The sequence below is a fragment of the Serratia sp. PL7 genome (genome assembly GCF_945957435.1).
Map to the genome: position 1 here is coordinate 1 of NZ_CAMFLB010000050.1, position 19837 is coordinate 19837.

22 protein-coding genes and 1 other annotated feature are annotated in these 19837 nt (G+C 51.2%); of the genes, 11 read left to right on the forward strand and 11 right to left on the reverse strand.

Annotated elements, in window-relative coordinates:
• Nucleotides 1–168: 168 nt before the first annotated feature.
• The 3 genes from clpB to rluD form a co-directional block, all read right to left on the reverse strand.
• The gene (gene clpB, locus N6G83_RS52785) at nt 169–2742 is read right to left on the reverse strand and encodes an ATP-dependent chaperone ClpB (RefSeq protein WP_021808129.1); all 2574 of its coding nucleotides are present in this window, start codon (nt 2740–2742) and stop codon (nt 169–171) included.
• A 130-nt stretch (nt 2743–2872) separates the two neighbouring features.
• Complete coding sequence (gene yfiH, locus N6G83_RS52790) at nt 2873–3604, reverse strand: purine nucleoside phosphorylase YfiH (RefSeq protein ID WP_211136061.1); 732 nt, start codon at nt 3602–3604, stop codon at nt 2873–2875.
• On the reverse strand, nt 3604–4581 hold the full coding sequence (gene rluD / locus N6G83_RS52795; RefSeq protein WP_065686938.1) for a 23S rRNA pseudouridine(1911/1915/1917) synthase RluD: 978 nt from the start codon (nt 4579–4581) through the stop codon (nt 3604–3606). The genes yfiH and rluD overlap by 1 nt, the downstream gene beginning before the upstream one ends.
• A gap of 132 nt (nt 4582–4713) precedes the next feature.
• On the opposite strand from rluD, the gene bamD reads away from it, so the two are divergent.
• From bamD to pheA, 4 genes are all read left to right on the forward strand, one after another.
• Nucleotides 4714–5445, forward strand: a complete 732-nt coding sequence (gene bamD, locus N6G83_RS52800; protein ID WP_021808131.1) for an outer membrane protein assembly factor BamD — start codon at nt 4714–4716, stop codon at nt 5443–5445.
• Between the two features lie 312 nt (nt 5446–5757).
• The gene (gene raiA / locus N6G83_RS52805; protein ID WP_021182197.1) at nt 5758–6102 is read left to right on the forward strand and encodes a ribosome-associated translation inhibitor RaiA; all 345 of its coding nucleotides are present in this window, start codon (nt 5758–5760) and stop codon (nt 6100–6102) included.
• Between the two features lie 124 nt (nt 6103–6226).
• Nucleotides 6227–6352: a sequence feature (Phe leader region), on the forward strand.
• On the forward strand, nt 6228–6275 hold the full coding sequence (gene pheL / locus N6G83_RS52810; RefSeq protein ID WP_192958309.1) for a pheA operon leader peptide PheL: 48 nt from the start codon (nt 6228–6230) through the stop codon (nt 6273–6275). (Overlaps the previous feature by 48 nt.)
• Before the next feature lie 84 nt (nt 6353–6436).
• Nucleotides 6437–7594 (forward strand): bifunctional chorismate mutase/prephenate dehydratase, encoded by a 1158-nt coding sequence (pheA, locus tag N6G83_RS52815; protein WP_021182196.1) that lies wholly within the window; start codon nt 6437–6439, stop codon nt 7592–7594.
• A 39-nt stretch (nt 7595–7633) separates the two neighbouring features.
• Here the strand turns inward: pheA and tyrA are convergent, their stop codons facing one another.
• A complete protein-coding gene (gene tyrA, locus N6G83_RS52820; RefSeq protein ID WP_065686940.1) occupies nt 7634–8755 on the reverse strand; it encodes a bifunctional chorismate mutase/prephenate dehydrogenase in 1122 nt (373 codons plus the stop codon).
• 6 nt (nt 8756–8761) lie between these two features.
• A complete protein-coding gene (locus N6G83_RS52825) occupies nt 8762–9835 on the reverse strand; it encodes a 3-deoxy-7-phosphoheptulonate synthase (RefSeq protein WP_065686941.1) in 1074 nt (357 codons plus the stop codon).
• A 663-nt stretch (nt 9836–10498) separates the two neighbouring features.
• Here N6G83_RS52825 and N6G83_RS52830 point away from each other — a divergent pair.
• The 6 genes from N6G83_RS52830 (at nt 10499) to N6G83_RS52855 (ending at nt 14903) form a co-directional block, all read left to right on the forward strand.
• Nucleotides 10499–11845, forward strand: coding sequence for an anaerobic C4-dicarboxylate transporter (locus N6G83_RS52830; protein WP_024530740.1), 1347 nt, complete (start codon nt 10499–10501; stop codon nt 11843–11845).
• Nucleotides 11846–12048: 203 nt separating this feature from the next.
• Nucleotides 12049–12813, forward strand: a complete 765-nt coding sequence (locus N6G83_RS52835) for a YdiY family protein (protein WP_024530739.1) — start codon at nt 12049–12051, stop codon at nt 12811–12813.
• Nucleotides 12814–13092: 279 nt separating this feature from the next.
• Nucleotides 13093–13311 (forward strand): HP1 family phage holin, encoded by a 219-nt coding sequence (locus N6G83_RS52840; protein WP_024530738.1) that lies wholly within the window; start codon nt 13093–13095, stop codon nt 13309–13311.
• Nucleotides 13295–13849, forward strand: a complete 555-nt coding sequence (locus tag N6G83_RS52845) for a lysozyme (protein WP_074032105.1) — start codon at nt 13295–13297, stop codon at nt 13847–13849. The genes N6G83_RS52840 and N6G83_RS52845 overlap by 17 nt, the downstream gene beginning before the upstream one ends.
• 57 nt (nt 13850–13906) lie before the next feature.
• Nucleotides 13907–14125: an ogr/Delta-like zinc finger family protein gene (locus N6G83_RS52850; protein WP_025120391.1), complete on the forward strand. Its 219-nt coding sequence runs from the start codon at nt 13907–13909 to the stop codon at nt 14123–14125.
• A 130-nt stretch (nt 14126–14255) separates the two neighbouring features.
• Complete coding sequence (locus N6G83_RS52855; protein WP_211136062.1) at nt 14256–14903, forward strand: helix-turn-helix domain-containing protein; 648 nt, start codon at nt 14256–14258, stop codon at nt 14901–14903.
• Here N6G83_RS52855 and N6G83_RS52860 read toward each other — a convergent pair.
• Both N6G83_RS52860 and cybB read right to left on the reverse strand, forming a co-directional pair.
• On the reverse strand, nt 14900–15280 hold the full coding sequence (locus N6G83_RS52860) for a VOC family protein (protein WP_074032104.1): 381 nt from the start codon (nt 15278–15280) through the stop codon (nt 14900–14902). The two genes, N6G83_RS52855 and N6G83_RS52860, sit on opposite strands and share 4 nt — an antisense overlap.
• 345 nt (nt 15281–15625) lie before the next feature.
• A complete protein-coding gene (gene cybB / locus N6G83_RS52865; RefSeq protein ID WP_211136063.1) occupies nt 15626–16159 on the reverse strand; it encodes a cytochrome b561 in 534 nt (177 codons plus the stop codon).
• 443 nt (nt 16160–16602) lie between these two features.
• On the opposite strand from cybB, the gene N6G83_RS52870 reads away from it, so the two are divergent.
• The gene (locus N6G83_RS52870; RefSeq protein WP_024530733.1) at nt 16603–17523 is read left to right on the forward strand and encodes a cation diffusion facilitator family transporter; all 921 of its coding nucleotides are present in this window, start codon (nt 16603–16605) and stop codon (nt 17521–17523) included.
• A 345-nt stretch (nt 17524–17868) separates the two neighbouring features.
• Here the strand turns inward: N6G83_RS52870 and rplS are convergent, their stop codons facing one another.
• The 4 genes from rplS to rpsP form a co-directional block, all read right to left on the reverse strand.
• Nucleotides 17869–18225 carry a 50S ribosomal protein L19 gene (gene rplS, locus N6G83_RS52875; RefSeq protein WP_024485183.1) on the reverse strand — a complete coding sequence of 119 codons (357 nt, stop codon included), beginning with the start codon at nt 18223–18225 and terminating at the stop codon, nt 17869–17871.
• Between the two features lie 77 nt (nt 18226–18302).
• Complete coding sequence (trmD, locus tag N6G83_RS52880) at nt 18303–19046, reverse strand: tRNA (guanosine(37)-N1)-methyltransferase TrmD (RefSeq protein WP_021182185.1); 744 nt, start codon at nt 19044–19046, stop codon at nt 18303–18305.
• 52 nt (nt 19047–19098) lie between these two features.
• Nucleotides 19099–19647, reverse strand: coding sequence for a ribosome maturation factor RimM (gene rimM / locus N6G83_RS52885; protein ID WP_021182184.1), 549 nt, complete (start codon nt 19645–19647; stop codon nt 19099–19101).
• A gap of 18 nt (nt 19648–19665) precedes the next feature.
• On the reverse strand, nt 19666–19837 hold a 172-nt coding region (rpsP, locus tag N6G83_RS52890; protein WP_260524351.1), incomplete at its 5' end, for a 30S ribosomal protein S16.

Below are 19837 nucleotides of genomic sequence, written 5' to 3' on the forward strand. Positions count from 1 at the left end.
CTTTCAAGCGTTCAAAAAACCAGCCAAAACGTCATTTATGGGTATTTATTGAGCAAAAAAGGAAGGTTTTAAGAGTTTTGCTCGAAGAAAACCCGTCAACCAGGCTAAAGCCAAAGAAAAGGGGGCGGTAAAAACCGCCCCCTTCTATATAGCTACCAACAGCTACTTTTATTGCTTGGCAACGATATGGTCGTTTTCCACGTCCAGCGTCACCGGTTTGCCTGGGATCAACTTGCCAGACAAGATTTGCTGTGCCAGCGGGTTTTCGATTTCCTGCTGGATAGCGCGTTTCAACGGCCGCGCACCATACACAGGGTCGTAACCCGTTTTGCCCAACAGCTCCAAAGCCGGTTCCGTGATGCTGACTTCGTAGCCGCGCTCTTCCAGACGCTGGTACAGACGTGCCAACTGGATCTTGGCAATCTGCGCGATATGTTTCTGGCCGAGCGGATGGAACACCACCACTTCGTCGATACGGTTGATGAATTCCGGACGGAAATGTTGACTCACCATCTCCATGACCGATTCCTTCATCTGTGGATAGCTCATCTGACCGAAATGCTCCTGGATCAGATCGGAACCCAGGTTAGAAGTCATGATCACCACCGTATTACGGAAATCAACGGTACGACCTTGTCCGTCTGTCAGACGTCCGTCATCCAACACCTGCAACAGGATGTTGAACACATCTGGGTGCGCTTTTTCCACTTCATCCAGCAGGATCACGGAATACGGACGACGGCGCACCGCTTCTGTCAGATAACCGCCCTCTTCATAACCGACATAACCCGGAGGTGCACCCACCAGCCGCGATACGGAGTGTTTCTCCATAAACTCGGACATGTCGATACGCACCATCGCGTCATCACTGTCGAACAGGAACCCAGCCAACGCCTTACACAGTTCGGTTTTACCCACCCCGGTAGGCCCCAGGAACAGGAATGAACCGATCGGCCGGTTAGGATCGGAAAGACCGGCACGGCTACGGCGAATGGCATTGGACACCGCGTTCACCGCTTCATCCTGGCCAATCACCCGTGAGTGCAGTTCCTGCTCAAGACGCAGCAGCTTGTCGCGCTCACCTTCCAGCATTCTGGCCACCGGGATACCGGTCGCTTTCGCCAATACTTCAGCGATTTCGGCGTCGGTAACGCGGTTACGCAGCAGCTTCATGGTCTTGCCTTCTGCCTGCGTGGCCGCCTCAAGCTGTTTTTCCAGCTCAGGGATTTTGCCATACTGCAGTTCAGACATGCGCCCAAGGTCACCTACGCGGCGCGCCTGCTCCAGCGTGATCTTGGCCTGTTCCAGTTCCGCCTTGATATTCTGGGTACCAGACAGCGAAGCCTTTTCCGCTTTCCACTCTTCTTCCAGTTCTGAGTATTCGCGCTCTTTCTGCTCCAGCTCGCTACTCAGCATTTCCAGGCGTTTCTTGCTGGCGTCATCCGATTCCTTGTTCAGTGCCTGCTCTTCCAGTTTCAACTGGATGATGCGGCGCTCCAGGCGATCGAGCGATTCCGGTTTAGAGTCCATCTGCATACGAATGCTGGAGGCGGCCTCATCGATCAAGTCGATGGCCTTATCCGGCAACTGACGGTCGGAAACATAGCGGTGCGACAGCGTTGCCGCCGCTACGATCGCCGGGTCCGTGATCTGTACGTGGTGATGCAGCTCATAGCGTTCTTTCAGGCCACGCAGGATGGCGATGGTGTCTTCCACGCTCGGTTCCGCGACATAGACTTTCTGGAAGCGGCGCTCCAGCGCAGCATCCTTCTCTATATATTGGCGATACTCGTTTAGCGTGGTCGCCCCTACGCAGTGCAGTTCCCCACGGGCAAGCGCGGGTTTGAGCATATTGCCAGCATCCATCGCGCCATCAGCTTTACCGGCACCCACCATGGTATGCAGCTCATCGATGAACAGGATGACGCTGCCTTCCTGTTTGGAAAGATCGCTCAGCACCGCCTTCAGGCGTTCTTCAAATTCGCCCCGGTATTTCGCCCCGGCAATCAACGCGCCCATATCCAGGGAAAGCACGCGTTTATGCTTCAGCCCTTCGGGAACTTCACCGTTGATAATGCGCTGAGCCAAGCCTTCAACGATGGCGGTTTTACCGACACCAGGCTCACCAATCAGTACCGGGTTGTTTTTGGTACGGCGTTGCAGCACCTGAATGGTGCGGCGGATCTCTTCATCACGGCCAATCACCGGATCAAGCTTGCCTTGTTCTGCACGCTCAGTGAGATCGATAGTGTATTTTTTCAGAGCCTGACGCTGATCTTCAGCACCTTGGTCATCCACGCTGTCTCCTCCCCGCATTTGCTCAATGGCTTTGGCTATTTTGTCCGCTGTGGCACCGGCCGCTTTCAGCAGATCGGTCAAATTACCGCGATCTTCAAGCACCGCCAGCACAAACAGCTCGGATGAAATAAATTTGTCTGCCCGCTTTTGCGCCAGCTTGTCGCAAAGGTTGAGGACGCGTACCAGTTCATGTGAGGGTTGAACATCCCCACCGGTACCTTCGACCTGCGGCAGACGAGACAATGCCTGATCGATGTCGGTACGCACTCGCGCAGCATCAATCCCGGCAGAAGTCAGTAATGGGCGAACCGTGCCCCCATCCTGATTGAGCAGGGCGCTCATCAGATGTAACGGTTCAATAAATTGATTGTCGCGCCCAAGGGCCAAAGATTGGGCATCGGCGAGGGCAAGCTGGAATTTGTTAGTAAGACGATCCAGACGCATAACACCTCCAATGTAGGTCAAAATTGCTACTGGAGATTAAATGAGGTCATCCCTCAAATTTTCAAGGTTATCTCGACACTATATTATGAGTACAACGTCATGCATCAGTGGATCGTCCTAGGGCAGTAGGTTATCTCACCCAGATCAAACTTGCCATACGTCCGGTTGTTCCGTCGCGCCGATAGGAGAAAAAATGACTCATTTCGTTCATTGTGCAACGATTACCGCCATAAATGGCGAAAATACCAGCACGTTGAAGGCGCTGGCGAGCCAAAAGATAGAGGTCTGCGAGGAATTTTTCACCATGGGGAGTAAAAGCGGCAGCGGCGGCGCTATCAATATCCATAAATGCCGCACGCACTTCAGCCCCAACTTCGAACCGGTTTGGGCCGATCGCCGGGCCTAGCCAGGCAGTGATGTTTTCTGGTGCCGCAGCAAAGCGCGCCACGGTATTTTCCAGCACGCCATGACATAAGCCACGCCAACCGGCATGCGCGGCGGCAACTTCATCACCTGCTTGTGAAGCAAACAGCACCGGCAGGCAATCCGCCGTCATCACCGCGCAGACCAACCCGGCCACATTGCTGTAAACCGCATCGGCGCGCAAATCTTCAGGCGTTTGGCCATCAAGCGTCAGTACACGAGTGCCATGTACCTGCTCCAGCCACAGTGGCATCTGAGGCAAGCCAGCCGCCGTTACCAGGCATTGGCGGTTACACGCCACGGCCTGTGCATCATCACCAACATGCTCACCGAGGTTCAGCGAGTCGTAGGGGGGAAGGCTGACACCGCCATGACGAGTGGAGCTGCAGGCTGTTACCCCTGCAGGCAGCGGCCAATCGGGTACAATCAGCGAACTCATTACCAATCCATCTGATCTTTGAATTCTTCGGTATCGAGCTTCAGCGCGTTGATCAGATCGACCATATCCTGTGGGATTGGCGCATGCCATTCCATCTGGATACCGCTGATCGGATGATACAGGCGCAACATAGTTGCATGCAGTGCCTGACGGTCAAAGCCGCGCAACGTGTTGATAAAGGCCTCTGATGCCCCTTTTGGCGGACGTGGACGGCCACCGTAGAGTTGATCGCCCACCAGCGGATGGTCGATATACGCCATATGCACACGGATCTGGTGCGTACGGCCGGTTTCCAGGCGCAAGCGCAAACGGGTATGGGCGCGGAAATGTTCCATAATGCGGTAATGAGTCACCGCAGGTTTGCCCATTGGGTGCACGGCCATGTGAGTACGTTTGGTGGAGTGGCGGGCAATAGGTTGCTCCACCGTGCCACCCGCGGTCATGGTGCCGATCGCCACCGCTTCATATTCACGGGTGATCTCACGCTCCTGCAATGCCTCTACCAGACGGGTTTGCGCGGGAACGGTTTTGGCAACCACCATCAGGCCGGTGGTATCTTTGTCCAAACGGTGAACGATACCGGCACGCGGTACGTCGGCAATCTCCGGGAAATAATGTAACAATGCATTAAGCACCGTCCCATCCGGATTACCCGCACCTGGGTGCACCACCAGACCGCGAGGCTTGTTGATCACCAGAATATCGGCGTCTTCATAGACGATATCCAGCGGGATGTCTTGCGGTTCCCAACGGGCCTCTTCTTCAATCTGTGCATCAATGGCGACCGTCTCTCCCCCCAGTACCTTCTCTTTCGGCTTGTTTATCGTTTTGCCATTGACCTGTACCCTGTCTTCCAGGATCCATTCTTTTATGCGAGATCTTGAATAATCAGGGAACAATTCGGCCAAAGCCTGATCTAAACGTTGTCCGAGTTGAGTTTCGGCCACCGTTGCGGTGAGTTGTACTTGTTGTGCCATATGCAGCTTCTTCGTTAACGTTGGGTTTTCACGGCGATGCCGTTTAATATAATGTGCTATTGTAACTGGTCTTTTGTCGGGAGCTTAACGGACAGTCTCCCAAAATAACACCCTGAGGATAATCTAAACGTCATGACGCGTATGAAATATCTGGTGGCGGCAGCCACGTTGAGCCTGGCGCTGGCAGGTTGCTCCACATCCAAGGATACGGTTCCCGACAGCCCGCCTTCGGAAATCTATGCTACTGCCCAGCAAAAACTGCAGGACGGTAACTTTAAGGGCGCGATTACGCAACTCGAAGCGTTAGATAACCGCTATCCATTCGGGCCGTACTCTCAGCAGGTCCAATTGGATCTGATTTATGCCTACTATAAATCTGCCGATTTACCTTTGGCACAGGCCTCTATCGATCGCTTTATGCGCCTGAACCCAACGCATCCGAACATTGACTACGTCATGTACATGCGCGGTCTGACAGATATGGCGTTGGATGACAGTGCACTGCAAGGCTTCTTCGGGGTTGACCGTTCTGACCGCGATCCACAGCATGCCCGCGCCGCATTCCGCGACTTCAGCCAGCTGATCCAGCAGTATCCGAACAGCCAATACGCGACCGATGCCTACAAGCGTCTGGTATTCCTGAAGGACCGTCTATCCAAGTACGAGCTCTCAGTGGCGGAATACTACACTAAACGTGGCGCTTACGTCGCGGTAGTTAATCGCGTTGAGCAGATGATGCGTGAATTCCCAGATACCAAAGCGACCCGCGATGCACTGCCGCTGATGGAAAACGCCTATCGCCAATTGCAATTGAATGCTCAGGCCGACAAGGTAGCGAAAATCATCGCCGCCAACGCGTCTTGAGTCTTTAAGATGGGCAGAAAAACAAAACGGCAGCTTCGGCTGCCGTTTTCATTTGCTGCAAATTCGGCCATTTTCAGGATAAATACACAAGCAAAAACACGGTGTTAGCAAGGCTTTACCACCGGTTAACCTATCGATAATGCGCGTTCTGCTGCCAAGACTCAAGTGTTAGATGGCGGTTTCAGACGCTAAATCACAGATTGAACTAACTTTGCAAAAAGTGACAAAAATTTGTGTTTTACATCACGCATTTCGGCAAAAAGAGCGGTATGCTGAATCTATCCAAGACGGAAAGACAGAGAGGTAAGTTATATGACACTCAACATTACCAGCAAACAAATGGATATCACCCCCGCAATCCGTAATCATGTCGAAGACCGTCTCAGTAAACTGGAAAAGTGGCAGGCGCAGCTGATCAACCCACACATTGTCTTATCTAAAGAACCTAAAGGGTTTGCCGTCGACGCTACCATTACCACGCCTAACGGTCCGCTGGTTGCCAGCGCCAAACATGAAGACATGTATACCGCCGTGAATGACCTGATTGCCAAACTTGAGCGTCAGCTGAACAAGGTACAACACAAGAGCGAGGCACGCCGCGCTTATGCCAGCGTGAAAGACCTGGCTCCGGTAATCACGCAGGAAGAAGAGGAATAACTCTGCAAGTGATTGTTTCACATCAAACGCGCCCGAGGGCGCGTTTTTTGTCTGCCGGTTTCTATTGACACAGTGAAAAGCCAGCGGTTACTTTAAACCCTGATTTACACACATTTTGGAACACCATGAGCCGTAAACCGTTTTTCTTCGCATTCTTTTTTACCTTCCCCTGATTGGGAGGCGTTTCGTCGTGTGAGAAAGAATGCGAAGACGAACAACCAAGCCTCCTCAAACAGGGGGCTTTTTTTATGGCTATTTGACAACCCGCCCCGCTGGGCTTCAAGCTGCGGCTTGCAAGACGACGGGATTAGAAGAATACAAGGCAAAGCTGATTATGACTGATAACCCGTTACTCGTGCTGCGCGAACGCATCAGCGCACTGGATATGAAATTGCTGGCCCTGCTGGCAGAGCGCCGTGAACTGGCGGTAGAGGTGGGCAAAACCAAACTGCATTCGCACCGCCCGATCCGCGATAAAGAGCGTGAGCGCGATCTGTTGGACGCCTTGATCAGCGCGGCCAAACCTTATGACCTCGATGGCTTTTACGTCACCCGCCTGTTCCAGCTGATTATCGAAGACTCCGTGCTGACCCAGCAGGCCCTGTTGCAGCACCAGCTTAACCAGACTAGCCAACATTCCGCGCGCATTGCCTTCCTGGGTCCAAAAGGTTCTTACTCACATCTGGCCGCCCGCCAGTACGCCGCTCGCCATTTTGATCAGCTCATCGAATGCGGCTGTCAGAAATTCCAGGACATCTTTACCCAGGTGGAAACCGGCCAGGCGGATTACGCCATTTTGCCGATCGAGAACACCAGCTCCGGATCGATCAACGATGTGTACGACCTGCTGCAACATACCAGCCTGTCGATCGTGGGTGAACTAACCTTGCCAATCGATCACTGCGTGCTGGTAGCCAGCGACACCGATCTGCAGCAGATCGAAACCGTTTATAGCCACCCGCAACCTTTCCAGCAGTGCAGCCAGTATTTGAACCGCTATCCCCACTGGAAGATTGAGTATTGCGAAAGCACCGCCGCCGCGATGGAGAAGGTCGCCAAGCTGAATTCGCCAAAAGCTGCGGCGTTGGGCAGCGAGGCCGGTGGTGCGCTGTACAACCTGCAAGTGCTGGAACATAACCTGGCAAATCAGCAGCAGAACATCACTCGCTTCATTATTCTGGCGCGTAAGGCGATTGAGGTTTCTGAGCAGGTTCCGGCCAAAACCACGCTGATCATGGCCACCGGTCAACAATCCGGTGCTCTGGTGGAAGCCCTGTTGGTGCTACGTGACAATGGCATCATCATGACCAAGCTGGAATCACGCCCGATCAACGGTAACCCATGGGAAGAGATGTTTTACATTGATGTGCAGGCTAACCTGCGTTCTGTCGCGATGGAGAAGGCGTTGAAAGGGCTGACACCGATTACCCGCTCGCTGAAAGTGCTGGGCTGCTATCCAAGCGAAAACGTGGTGCCGGTCAATCCGTCTTAAGTCGCAAAAAGGGTTCGGCTATGCCGAACCCTTTTTCATCTATTGACGGCTATCGTTCGCCTGGCGCAGCAAGGAACGGCTCTCAACCAGGAAGCGCTGGGCATAATCACCAAACCAGTGCTCCACCTTCTGGAAGCTTTGAATAAAGGCTTGTTTGTCGCCCTGCTCAAGCAGCTTGATCGCCTCACCAAAGCGCTGATAGTAGCGTTTGATCAGATGAATATTGTCTTCCGAAGACATGATGATATCGGCGTACAGCTGCGGATCCTGAGCAAATAGCCGCCCCACCATCGCCAGCTCCAGCCGATAGATCGGCGAAGAGAGCGCCAGCAACTGCTCCAGCTGTACGTTCTCTTCAGCCAGATGCAGGCCGTAAGCAAAAGTAGCAAAGTGGCGCAGCGCCTGGATAAAGGCCATGTTCTGATCGTGTTCGACGGCGCTGATACGATGCAAACGTGCGCCCCAAACCTGCAACTGCTCCAGCAGCCACTGGTAGGCCTCCGGCTGACGGCCATCGCAGTACACCACTACCTGTTTGGCCACGCTGCCAACATCCGGGCCAAACATCGGGTGTAACCCCAATACCGGGCCGCTGTGTACGGCCAGCATCGCCTGTAACGGCCGGTTCTTCACTGAAGCCAGATCGACCAGAATACAGTCCTGCGGCAGCGGCGGCAGTTGGGCGATTACCTGCTCGGTGATATGGATCGGCACGCTGACAATCACCATCCCGGCATCCGCCAGCAGGCTATCCGCCTGCGGCCAATCCTCTTGATCCAACACTTTGACCTGATAACCCGACAGCGTCAGCAACCGGTTAAACAGGCGGCCCATCTGGCCATTACCGCCAATAATGACGATAGGGCGCAGCTGTGGGCACAGCGTTTTGAAGCCTTTATCGTTCTCACTGGTGTAGGATTCGCGCATCACGCGGCGCAGCACGTCTTCGATCAAATCTGGTGGAACGCCGAGGCTTTCCGCTTCCTGGCGGCGAGAGGCCAGCATTGCCGCCTCGCGCTCAGGTACGTAAACCGGTAAACCGTAGTGGCTTTTGACTTCCCCTACTTCCGCTACCAGCTCCAGGCGTTTCGCCAACAGGGCAAGCAGCGCTTTATCCACTTCGTCAATTTGATCGCGCAATGCGGTCAGTTCAGCCACCATAACTCACTACTCTCCAGTGCGTGCCATCAGCGCAGCGCCGAGATCCTGATGCATTTGGCGCAGCAGCGTCTCCGTGCTTTCCCAGTTGATGCAGGCATCGGTCACCGATACGCCGTAGCGCATATCCACACGCGGCTGTTCAGAAGACTGGCTGCCCTCGTGCAGATTGCTTTCCAGCATGATGCCGGTGATCGAACGGTTACCCGCTCTGATCTGCTCAACTACGGATTCGGCAACCGCTGGCTGACGGCGATAGTCTTTATTTGAGTTGCCATGGCTGCAATCTATCATCAAGGACGGATGGAGTCCCGCGTCCTGCATCTGTTTTTCGCAGGCGGCAACGTGCTCAGCGCTGTAGTTAGGCGTTTTACCGCCGCGCAGGATCACATGGCCGTCTGGGTTACCCTGAGTTTGCAGCAGGCAAACCTGACCCGCCTGATTGATACCGACAAAACGGTGCGCCATGGAAGCTGCGCGCATCGCGTTGATGGCCGTGCCCAGGCTACCATCCGTACCATTTTTGAAGCCCACCGGCATTGAAAGGCCGGAAGCCATTTCGCGGTGCGTCTGAGATTCTGTAGTACGCGCACCGATCGCCGACCAGCTGAACAGATCGCCCAGGTATTGTGGACTGTTCGGATCCAACGCTTCGGTCGCCAACGGCAGGCCCATACCAACCAGATCCAGCAGCAGGCGACGCGCAATGTGCAAACCCGCTTCTACATCGAAGGATCCATCCATATACGGATCGTTGATCAGGCCTTTCCAGCCGACGGTGGTTCTTGGCTTTTCAAAATAGACGCGCATAACGATATACAGCTGATCGCTCAATTCAGCCGACAGGGTTTTCAGACGACGCGCGTAATCTAGCGCGGCATCAGGATCGTGGATCGAACATGGCCCACACACCACCAGCAGACGGTGATCTTGCCCTTTAAGGATATTGGCAATGGTCTGGCGGGCCGTAGCGATTTCCGTTTCATCGTTGGCACTGAGTGGGAACTGGTTCTTCAGCTCTTCCGGGGTGATCAGAACCTGTTCTGCACTGATATGTACGTTGTTGAGCGCGTCTTTTTGCATGATGCTATTCCTGTCGTTTGCCGTTATGCGTGAGCGTAGTGAAAACATTGAGCGTTACAGGTGCTACCTTAACCACTCTTTGTAAAGTTTTCAATCCATTTACTGTAAATAAAAAATTACCATCCAAAACAGGAAAGGGAATCACCCGCCACAACAAACAAAAACCAAATTAACTCATTGTTTTATTTTGATTTTAAATTAATGCCACAATAGAGCATAACGACAAACCACCAACAGAACCCCTCCTAAAATCTACGCAATGTAAACAAAATTGAACACCAAAATAAGTTATTCATTGGTCCTCATGCGCTCAAAAAACAGCCTACGCTGCGTGTAGGAGCGCTGCATGCCACGCCGCGCAGGTAACAAGTTCCTTGGCAAACCCGCCCTATCCCTTGCCAAATTAAACAACTATAAAACAATTGTCATACATTTAACTGGCAATTGATTTTCATTCTTTATTCATTTGAATCTATATCAGAAATAATAGTCACTCTATTGAATAAATATTGCGGAACCTCACAGTTATCCCTCGCCAAATAAATAACTATGGCATAAATCGCCCACACCTCTTTAGGGTTACTCTGCGAAGACAGAGCCCGTACCGCCTGCATTGAGGAGCGATGAGCGCTAGCAGTTTTTTCTTTCTGACAAGGGACTCTCATGATCACATTGCAATTCGCAATTATTATTATCTGCCTATTAGTCGGCACCCGATTTGGCGGTATGGGGTTAGGCTTAATAAGTGGCATTGGCTTATTTCTGCTGTGTTTTATATTCGGTTTAGAACCAGGTAAACCTCCAGTAGATGTCATGCTCACCATTTTGGCGGTGATCGGCTGCGCCTCGGTGTTACAAACCGCTGGCGGTCTGAATGTCATGATGCAATATGCCGAGCGGCTACTGCGCCGCCACCCACAACACATCACCTTACTCGCCCCTTTTACCACCTGGACGCTGACCTTCCTGTGCGGTACCGGCCACGTGGTCTACACCATGTTCCCGATCATTTCTGATATCGCCATCAAAAAAGGGATCCGCCCTGAACGCCCTATGGCCGTCGCCTCTGTCGCCTCACAGATGGCCATCACCGCATCCCCGGTTTCTGTAGCCGTGGTATCACTGGTTTCGATCATTGCGGCCGGTCATGGGATCGGCAAAGCCTACTCGCTGCTGGAGATCCTGGCCGTTTCGATCCCGGCTTCGTTGGTCGGCGTATTGATGGCGGCATTGTGGAGCCTGCGTCGCGGCAAAGATCTGGATAAGGATGCGGATTTCCAGGCCAGGATCCAAGATCCGGAGCAGCGCACCTATATCTATGGCGGCACCGAAACTCTGCTCAATCAAACATTTCCCAAACAGGCATACTGGTCAACGCTGATCTTCTTCGGCGCTATCGCTATCGTGGTTATGCTCGGAGCCTTTGCCGATCTGCGTCCTTCCTTTGCCGATGCCAAGGGCGTATTGAAACCGCTGTCGATGAATCTGGTGATCCAGATGATGATGCTGATTGCCGGCGCCGTGATCCTGATGGGCTGTAAAGTCAAACCTAGCGATATCGCCAACGGTGCCGTGTTCAAAGCGGGAATGGTCGCCATCTTCTCGGTATTCGGTGTGGCATGGATGAGTGATACCTTCTTCCAGGCACATATGGGAGAGTTGAAGGTGGTGCTGGAAGACGTGGTGAAAAGCCAGCCCTGGACATACGCCATCGTCTTGTTCCTGGTTTCCAAACTGGTTAACAGCCAGGCCGCTGCCCTGGCCGCCGTTGCACCAATGGCCTTGCAGTTAGGTGTCGAACCTAAAATGTTGCTGGCCTTCTTCCCGGCGGCCTATGGTTACTTCGTGTTGCCCACCTACCCAAGCGATCTGGCCTGCATCGGTTTTGACCGCTCTGGCACCACTCGCATCGGTAAATTCATCATTAACCACAGCTTCATCATCCCTGGCCTGATCGGCGTGCTGTGCTCCTGCATCACCGGTTATCTGCTGGTAATGACCTTCCTTTAATCGCGTTTCTGCCGGCAACGGGCGATCCCCGTTGCCGCTATTAACACCGCCGCAAAAAGCCAACGGTATCACTAGACGAAAAGTGCATAAGTCCCCTGTTTAAACTAAAAACATAAGCTAACCAGGCCTATTTTTGTCCCCTCGGCAAATCGATATAATGTGACCGCTATCACTTATAATCACACTTAACTACTGGATCCAAAATGCACTCTTTACGCGCTTGTCGCGCCATTCCGCTGTTTTTTAGCTGCTTGACCGCCTTCACCAGTGTTTCCGTGTTCGCCGACAATACCCTCTTCACCGCGATGGACGATCCGGCCACCGCCAAGAAGCCGTTTGATGGTAATGTTCAAGCTGGCTATAACGCCCAGTCCGGCAACACACAGAACTCAAACCTGCTGGCCAACACCACCATGACCTGGTTTAACAGCGATACGGCTTACAGCCTGTGGGGCTCGGCGAACAATACCACCTCTTCCAACGTACGCTCCTCGGAGAAATACCAGGCCGGTGGCCGTACCCGTTATAATCTGACGGCTCGTAATTATATGTTTGGCCAGGTTGGCTGGTTGAACGATCGTTACAACGGTTACGATTCACGTTCTACGCTGACCGGAGGTTACGGGCGCCAGATCTTTAGCGACCCACGCCAGGACCTGCGTGTCGAATTCGGCCCAGGCGTTCGCCATGATGAATACCACGGCGGTGGCCGCACCACTCGCGCCCTGGCCTATGGCGCAGCCAACTATTCCTACAGGCTGACAGACACGGCCCGCCTATCCGAAGGCCTGTCCGCTTTGGCGAACGACGAAACCACCGTTAACTCCGAAACTGCGTTAAACGTCTCCATCAATAACGACTTCGCCCTACGGCTGGCCTACACGGTGGTCTACAACACCAAACCACCGGCCTCGGCACCGAAAAATACCGATACCACGACTTCAGTAACGCTGGTGTACGGTTTGTAATCTCGTCTTACAGCTCCGCGCAGTCCTTATCTAAGCCCATAATTAATGGGCTTTTTTTATGCCCATCCCCGCATTGACCATTTTGCTAAAAATAGTCCTATCCTTGCTTGACGACTTTAGCATTTTGATTAATACTGTATGCATATACAGTAATTATTGCTAAGGTAAAAACCATGATAAACCCGGCAAATGAGGCCAGTATCGACTCGCTTATCGTGGCCGACCGTCGCGTTATCCTACAAAACAATCCGCTGCGACTGCAGATGTGGGGTTAATAGGATGGAGAGATTAACCTCATTCATTACCTACTCCGCAGCGCTGTTTCTCGCCTGGCTTGGCAAGCTCTCACCGCAGGATGTGGCCTTTCTGATCGGCGCGGCCGTAGGGATCGGCACCTTCCTGGTTAATTGGTACTACAGACGCAAGAGTCTGGAGATCCTCAAAAGCATCGAGCGCGATGCGGCAGCACGGAGACTTTTTGATGAATTCAATCGTTAAGCGTTGCAGCGCCCTGGCCATTCTGGCGATCGCCATGCTGCTGCCACAGGCTAATCAAATTAAAACTTCCGAACAAGGGCTGTACCTGATTGCCGATTTTGAGGGGTGCCAGTTAACCCCGTATCAATGCTCAGCAGGGGTTTGGACGCAAGGTGTCGGCCATACGGCCGGCGTTATTCCAGGTAAGTCCATCACGCCAGTGCAAGCGGCGGAAAACCTGCTGGAAGATATCCGCCGGGTAGAGAGCCGCATGGCGGCATGCCTGCCACAGCAGATGCCCCAGGCCACTTATGATGCCGTCATGGCGTTTGCCTTTAACGTCGGTACGGGGGCCGCCTGTCGCTCTACCCTGGTTTATTTCCTTAACCATGGCCAATGGCAACAGGCTTGCGATCAGTTACCACGCTGGATTTATGTCAATGGCGTCAAAAATCGCGGGCTGGAACGCCGCCGCGCCGCCGAACGTGAGCTGTGCCTCAAAGGTCTCAGCACGCCGAACACCACCAGTTTCCCAGGGAAAGAACAGCTCGCTCAGTAACTTTTTCGAGCATTGCTGACGAATAGTTTTTCACCGTTTTATCAAGAGGGGGTCTCTATGATGCATTGTCCACTGTGCGGTAGCGTGGCACACACTCGTTCCAGCCGCTATCTGAGTGAATCGACCAAAGAACGCTATCACCAATGCCGTAACATTAACTGCAGTTGTACCTTTGCCACCCATGAATCCGTGGCCCGGGTCATCGTTTCACCCGGCGACATCATTCCGGCGCAGCCGCACCCGCAAGAAGGCAAACAACGCGCCGCCGCGATGTAATGAAAAAAGGGGTTACCATCTGGTAATCCCTTGGTTTCAAACCAATGCCACCAGAATAACGATAATCCAACCAGGGCGAATAGATGGTAAGCTTTGGAGAACCGGGTCTTTGAGATGATAGGGAGATCAAATGCAACAGTTGGTCTTGGAACACTGGAGTTTTCATTCGCCAAAAACGACACGGCAAATTGTTGTTCCTGATGGCTGTCGGGATTTAATTTTCCTGACTGACAGGAATGGGCGGCAGGAGATAAAGATCACTGAGATCGACACCTGCGCCTATGGCGTGGAAAGCGCTGCAGGGGACCATTATGAGGGTTTCCGGTTTCAGCCAGATTGTGTTATCGATGAGGGCAAGTTATTCCATTACCTCAACGCTTCCCGATTAACACCGGACCATCCAACATTACAGTCCATCATTCACGATACCGTTCGTGTAGATACGCAGCTTGCCGAAACATTGCTGTCGTTACGGCTTGCCAACTCTCTGACTCAGGCAAGCCAGGAGTTGGGGATCAGCGTTCGTACTCTGGAACGGCTGGTGAAGAACAAAACTGGCAAGAGCCCGTTATTCTGGCTTCGTCTATTACGGATGAGAAGAACTGCATCAGTGCTAACTGCCTGCGAATGTATCCCCCTGACAGAAATCGCGCTGAACAGTGGCTATTGTGACCAATCGCACATGAACAGGGAGTTCCAGCATTGGTTAGGGATCACGCCTGCCGCATTCCGTATCAATCCCCATTGGCAACAGGCGTTTGGTGAAGGCTACGATTAAGCCATTACAGAACAGATCTCGACAAGGTTATGCTCTGGATCTGCCACATAGCATATCGTTTGCCCCCAGGGCATGTGCTGAATATCTTCGACCAGCACCGCACCGGCATCCAGCGCCGTTTTCAGCGCTTTCGGCACATCGTCGGTAGTGAAGGCAATTTCAAACACCGGATGATTATAATCACTTTTAGCGCTCTTTTTGCCCTGCCCTGCCAGCAACTCTCTTGAGCAAAATGACAGCCGCGTGGCGCCGGTAGCCAATTCTCCCCAGTCCCCGCTTTCATGCAAACAATGGATCTCAAAGCCAAAGGCTCGATGATAGAAATCCATCGTTTGCTGCACGTTATCAACATATAAAATCGTATAGGCAAATTGCATTGCATGCGCTCCAATCAATGGTCAGTGGCTGCAGTTTAAAAAAACCAGTGCCTCTTCGTATTGGATAAATACGACAGTTAGTGTTCAAAGGCTACTCTTTAGTGTCAAAGTAGGCATCAGACAGCACGCCTTATGTTATGCCCCATGTAAAATCCAACGGCGGAGCTAACGGCCATGTTCACCAAACTGCGTACCACGCGCTATATGAAAAACCACGGCAGCAATGATGCCGCCGTAGTGAAGGACAAGGAAAGGTCATGACTGGGTATCAGTCAAGCCGAAGCAGTATTGCTGGAAAACACATTACTCGCACATTTACTGGCAAGATAATACGGGTTTATAACATCACTTTTTCCACGGGATCATTCTAATCAACGTATTATCCCGCATAATGTAATGATGAAATATTGCAGCAAATGCATGAAGGCCTATGATGAAATAACCTGTATTCGCGATAAACTCATGGATGTCTTTCAAAGTATGCTGCATATCACTACTCTGGTCATTGCTTACAGGCATAGCGTAAGAGAAAAATGACCACTCAACCTTGCCGTAATAAAGAGACAGGACGCCAAGTAGCGGTAAGCTGATAAACATAAGATAGAGAATGCCATGTACTGCCTTGGATAGCGCTATTTGCCAATGTGGCGGTGTTGGCGTAATCTCAGGATCCTTGTGCATAACCTTCAAAATTATACGTAATAACATCAATAGCATAACGCTCAAACCGAATGTATAGTGAAGGGTTTTAATCCACTCTCGAGCACTACTCCCTTTAGGGGCAATTCCTTTTAGCTCCATGGTAGCATAAGCGAGTACGATGAGAATAAGAACAACCCAATGAAATAAAATCTGGCTAGGTGAAAACTTTTTTTTCATTATTAATCCTATTCAAGTAAAGTTTGAATTTTCATTAACCCAATCGACATTGAGAGTTAGACGATAAAACCAACCACATCCCATTGAAATTAAACACAAAAATAACACCCTGGAATATTGATGGTGTCAATTCATTAATACTCGTACGCCTTCTGCTAACCGGTAACTCTCTGACTCAACGTTAGCTAATATAATTATTTATCAAGATGCTATGCTTGATACAGACATGCTAGTAGTCAATCAGTTATCAACTTCATGATTTAAGGCTAGCAGTAAAAATTTTCTTGCCAAGTGTAGACAGATGGCATATTTAAATATCTTAAAATCATCATTTCTCCCTTGCGATTGGTGTTAGTCTAGCCGCCATAACTTAAGAAGACCTTAAGGAGATAAAAGTTGTCATTCAATAACCGTACATTGTTAGTTATTCACTGAAAGATGATATGAGACACGATAAAATGATTAATGAAAGTAATAATGAATCTCATGTGCGTTTCCATGCCGCACGAAAAAGTACATGGGTAAGTGTAGTTGTTAATTGCTTCTTAACATTGGGGCAGATTATTACCGGGATCTTCTCCGGTTCTCAGGGATTGATTGCGGATGGAATACATTCACTCTCAGATCTCATCGCAGATTTTGTTGTTATCGTTGCAAATAATAAAAGTAAAAAAGAACCTGATGAGGATCATAATTATGGCCACTTTCGGTATGAGAATGGAGCTTCATTAATTCTAGGCTCTCTATTGTTCATTGTAGGCCTTGGTATGTTATGGTCTGCGATCAACAAAATCCACAATCCTGATACTATTCCTCAAGTTCATATTATTGCGCTATGGGTGGCCTTGATAGCATTAGTTTTCAAAGAGTTACTTTTTAGGTATATGTTAGCCGTAGCGACGCGAGTTAAGTCAAGCATGTTGGTTGCTAATGCTTGGCACGCACGCTCTGATGCAGCCTCATCGTTGGTCGTTGCTCTGGGGATTATTGGTAATTTATTGGGCTTTAAATTCCTCGATCCTGTTGCAGCACTCATAGTTGGCCTTATAGTTGCCAAAATGGGATATTCATTTATGTCAGATTCACTGCACGACTTAATGGACAAAGCGGTCGATAGTGATACTGAGAAAGAAATAAAATCAACATTATTAGCCACGGAGGGAGTGTTGGGTGTTCATGATTTTAAAACAAGGAAGGTAGGTGACCTGATTATTGTTGATGTACACTTGGATATTGATAGTCATTTATCAGTTAAAGAAGGGCATGATATTGCTGTCAACGCAAGGAAGAGAGTATTAGAGAATCACAGAGTATTAAATGTTATGACTCATGTAGATCCCTATTGTAATAGTTCCAATCAGTAGAGGAGGTACTTTCGGCGATAACTGCCCCTGTCGCCGTCGCTTATCATCTCGATGATTAAGTGACGTTAACGGGATCAGTAATCTGCCAGGAGTTTCAGTTCTCTGTGAACCGATCATTTAGGCCAGCCGTCAACTGTTTTACTGTTGTACGCATAGTAGAGCCAGCCCTGACGGCCTTGTTGCCACCAGATCTCCAGCACTCATCAAGTTCGCTAGATAATGGAGTTAACACCGACTGTTATCCTTCTTGGGAGATCACGACATCCGTTCTACGTGTCACCCAACAAAAAAAGGGGATTACCATGACGGTAATCCCCTTATAACTATTAACTTTTGGATGCAGCGTTAGTTAACGCGGTTCAGACGCTCTTTGATACGAGCAGACTTACCAGTACGTTCACGCAGGTAGTACAGTTTGGCTTGACGAACGGCACCACGACGTTTAACAGTAATGCTGTCGATTACTGGGGAGTGAGTCTGGAATACACGCTCAACACCTTCGCCGTTGGAAATCTTACGAACAGTGAATGCAGAGTGCAGACCGCGGTTACGAATAGCGATAACCACGCCCTCGAATGCCTGCAGACGTTTTTTGGTACCTTCAACGACCCATACCTTCACTTCCACGGAATCACCCGGACGGAATGCAGGTACGTCTTGCTTCATCTGCTCTTGTTCAATTTGCTTAATAATGTTGCTCATAATATGTCTCTTACCCTAGGTAAACTGATATATCGGTCTCGTCGAGACAACGCTCAGACGTTCCCTTCATAGTCCTGTTACTTAGCCCGATGTTCCCGTTGGAACTCGGCCAGCAACACCTCTTGCTCGTCAGTCAGAGCTAGGCTTTCTAGAAGTTCAGGTCTTCTAAGCCAGGTACGGCCCAGCGACTGCTTTAAGCGCCAGCGACGTATCTCGGCATGGTTGCCCGACAGCAGAACTGGCGGAACCTCCATCCCTTCTAACACCTCCGGGCGGGTATAGTGCGGGCAGTCCAGCAATCCCTCAGCGAAAGAATCTTCTTCTGCCGAAGCCTGATGGCCCAGAACACCCGGTATAAAGCGGGCGACCGAGTCTATCAGGGTCATTGCCGGTAGTTCACCGCCGCTGAGAACGTAGTCGCCGATTGACCATTCTTCGTCAATTTCGGTTTGGATCACGCGCTCGTCTATCCCTTCGTAACGGCCACATACCAGGATCATCTTCTGGTTAGCCGCCAGTTCGCGCACACCGGTTTGATCCAGCTTGCGCCCCTGAGGTGACAGATAAATCACCTTTGCTCCCTCGCCTGCCGCTGCTTTTGCTGCATGAATAGCTTCCCGCAAGGGTTGCACCATCATCAGCATTCCCGGGCCGCCGCCATAAGGGCGATCGTCCACGGTACGATGCCGGTCGTAGGTGAAGTCACGCGGACTCCAACACTGCACGCTCAGCAGGCCATTTTTTACTGCCCGGCTAGTTACCCCGTAATCGGTGATTGCGCGAAACATCTCAGGAAACAGGCTTACGATACCAATGAACACCAGCCAATCCCCATTTTGTTATTCCACTTGCTTCGACCATTAAATCCGGAGGTCAAAAACCAGGATCCCACTCAGCCTCGATAATCTTGGCGGCGAGATCGACTTTCTTGATAACCTGCCCATGAAGAAACGGGACCAACCGCTCCTTCATACCGAATGCATCTTTCAGGTTTGCCCGCACGACCATTACGTCGTTAGAACCGGTTTCCATCATATCGATGACTTTACCCAGCTCGTATCCGGAAGTGGTGACTACCTGGCAGCCCATAAGGTCTTTCCAGTAGTAATCATCGCCTTCCAGCGGAGGCAACTGCTCGGAATCTACGACAATTTCGCAATTGGTCAGTAAATTCGCAGCATCCCGATCGTCAATGCCTTTGACCTTGATGATCAGATCCTGACTGTGGCGTTTCCAGTCTTCCAACTCGACAAACTGCCACTGACCAGAGCGCTGGATTAACCAGGGCTGATAGTCAAATATGCTTTCGGCGTTCTCGGTGGATGAAAACACTCTGAGCCAACCACGGATGCCGTAAGTAGACCCCATCTTACCGAGTACAATCGGCTGCTTAGGTGCTACCGGTTTGAGTTGCTTGCTCATTGCCACCACCGCGACAGATTAAGCTGCTTTCTTAGCGTCTTTGATCAGCGCGTGAACGCGATCAGAAACGGTAGCACCCAGACCAACCCAGTGCTCAATGCGATCCAGGTCCAGACGCAGTGCTTCAGCCTGACCAGATGCGATTGGGTTGAAGAAACCTACACGCTCGATGAAACGACCATCACGAGCA